General features: G+C 77.7%; 1 protein-coding gene and 1 pseudogene. Both read left to right on the top strand.

What is annotated here, in order from left to right:
- Positions 1-1,069, top strand: a 1,069-nt coding sequence (locus tag EHS43_RS46910) for a hypothetical protein (protein ID WP_185806643.1), incomplete at its 5' end; no start/stop codon positions are given.
- Positions 1,066-2,494: pseudogene (locus tag EHS43_RS42430) on the top strand (hypothetical protein); the annotation flags it as partial. The gene EHS43_RS46910 and the pseudogene EHS43_RS42430, both read left to right, overlap by 4 nt.

Raw genomic sequence — 2,494 nt, 5'->3', positions numbered from 1 at the left:
CCCTTACACCGCGGGAACCACCCCGCCCGAAGGGGCCGGCGGCCGTCCCGCGAACCCGGCACGGTCCTCCCGGGGCGACCGTCCGACGACCCGCGCGAACGGCAGCGGGCCGACGGGGCGGCCGAGCACCGGTCCCGCGCCTCCGGACACCGCACGCCGGCGGCCAGGCCGGGACGGCGCCGCCCCACCGCCGTACCGCCACGACCCGGCGGCCGCCCCCACGACCTCCGGCGAACAGCCCCCGGCCCCCAGGACGGCGACCGGCGGGTCGCTGCTCCTGATCCGTGCCGGACGTCCCCCGGCGGCCCGGGAGACGCAGCCGCCGTTGTGGCAGGCGCTCGCCCCCACCGACGACCCGGGCGAGGGCACCGAGCAACTCCTCGGCCGTACCGAGGCGTTGGACATGCCCTGGCCGATGGCCCTGCCCCGGCCCGCGTCGCCGTGGAACCCGCGCACCGAGCGGGCCCTGTTCCTCGCGGTGGCCGGCACCCTCACCACCGGACGCGCGGTCGACCACCCCCGGCTGGTGGAGCTGGTGGTGCGCGGTCTCGCCGGCGGCCCGGTCGCCCGGCCCCGGGTGCCCTACCGGCATCGCCTCACCACCCGGGCCGGCGCGCTGCTGCTGCTCGACCGCGGTGAGTCGATGCGGCCCTTCCGGCACGACCAGGAGTGGATCGCCCGGCTCGCCGCCCGCATCCTGCCGCCGGGCGGCCTGCGCGTGCTGGACCTGCGCATCGCCCAGGGCGTCAGCCGGGACCGGGGCCGCACCTGGGAACCCCACCCGGTGCCGGCGCACGGACAGCCCGTCCTGCTGCTGTCCGACCTCGGACACCTCCAGCCGCCGCTGCCCGGCCGCCACCACTCCTCGCCCGCGAGCTGGCTGCCGTATCTGCGCAGGCTGCGCGAGGCGGGCTGCCGGACCGTGTGTCTGACCCCCTACCCCGCCGAGGAGTACCCGGCGGCCGTACGGCGGACGGTCGCGCTGGTCCCGCTGGACCGCCGGGTGTCCGTACGGCTCGCGCAGACCACCGCCCGCCGGGATCCGCGACGGGCCGGGCCGCACCGATGACCGCGGCAGCCGAACGCGCAGGCGCCCACCGGCTGATCGCGGAACAGCGCCGGCACCAGCCCGACGTGGTGCGCCTGGCCCGCTCACTGTGCCTGGCCGCCCAGGCCGAGCCCTACTTCCTGCGCGGCGCCCGCCTCCGGTTCGCCCCGGACAGCGGCGCCGGACTGGAGGCGCGGCTGTGCTTCTCCCCGCTCGTGGAGGCCGCCGACAGCCGCGCCCTGGTGCTCTACCCGGAGGTGAGCGCCGAACTGCGACGGCAGTTGCACGACCACGATCCGCACCTGCTCACCTCGGTCCGCGATTTCACCCGCGCCGCGCACCGCTGCGCGCCGCCCCTCGTCCGCGGCTTCGAGGAACTGCTGTGGTCGGCGACCGTCGGCCCGCCGCTCTCCGAGGCCGCCATCGAGCGGACCCTGGGCCCGCTCTACCGGCAGGTGCTCGCCGACAGCGGCGCGTCGGCCGAAGCCGGCCGCTGGATCCTGCGCTTCCTGCCCCGACTGCCCGAAGCCGTACGGGAGTCGCAGCCCGCCTGGCGGCTGCGGGTGATGGCGGCCGAACGCCTGGGTATGGAGCCGCCGCCCGCCCTGGCGGACCGGGCCGACGCCGAGGAACTGCGAGCGGTGCGGGCGCTGGTCCACGGGGAGGTCGACATCGGCGTACGGCCCGTGGCGGACGGCCTGGTCCTGAGCCGGCCCCCGGAGCCCGGGGCGCTGGTCTGCGGGGCGAGAGGCGCGGGCCAGGTCCGGCTACGGCTGCGCGGGGCACTGCCCGGGGCCCAGTGGCACGAACTGGACCTGCACGACGGCGAACACACGGCCCTGAACGTGAGCGTGGCCGCCGAGACCCGTACGGACGGCACGCTGCTGGCCGCTCAGGCGGAGCTGGGCGGCACTCTGCTGTGCGCGCGGACCGGTCACCGGGCGGCCGCCGCGACGACCGCGGACGGCCGGACGATCCTGCGCATCGACGACGGCGAGTCCGTCCTCCCCGTCGAACTCCCCGACCAGCCACGGCTGCTGGCGGTCGCCGACGCCGGTCCCGCGGCCACGGCGGTGGTCAGCGGCAAGGGACTGCACGTGGTGACGACGGCCGTGGACGGCGGCGCGGACGCCGTCCTGCACCCCCTGTCGGTGCCGCCGACGGCCGTGGGCTGGTCCCGCACCGCGGACCGCGGAGTGCTGTGCCTGGCCAACGGCACCGACGTCCTCCTCGTCGACGACGGCGACCCCGACCGCGTCCTGCGCACCCTCCCGCACCCGGCCCCGGTGGTCCGCCTCTGGTGCTCCGTCCGGGCGGGCCTGGTCGCCGCGGCGGACGCGGACGGCGGTGTGACACTCCACGGCCTGACCTCCGGCGCGGTTCTCGGCAGGTGGCGGACGGACGCGGCGGTCACGGCCTTGAGCGGCGACCCCGCCTCCGGGGCGG

Origin of the sequence: Streptomyces sp. RP5T, from assembly GCF_003933965.1 — a bacterium.
Lineage (GTDB): Bacteria > Actinomycetota > Actinomycetes > Streptomycetales > Streptomycetaceae > Streptomyces.
This window is presented reverse-complemented; position numbering and strand designations above follow the sequence as displayed.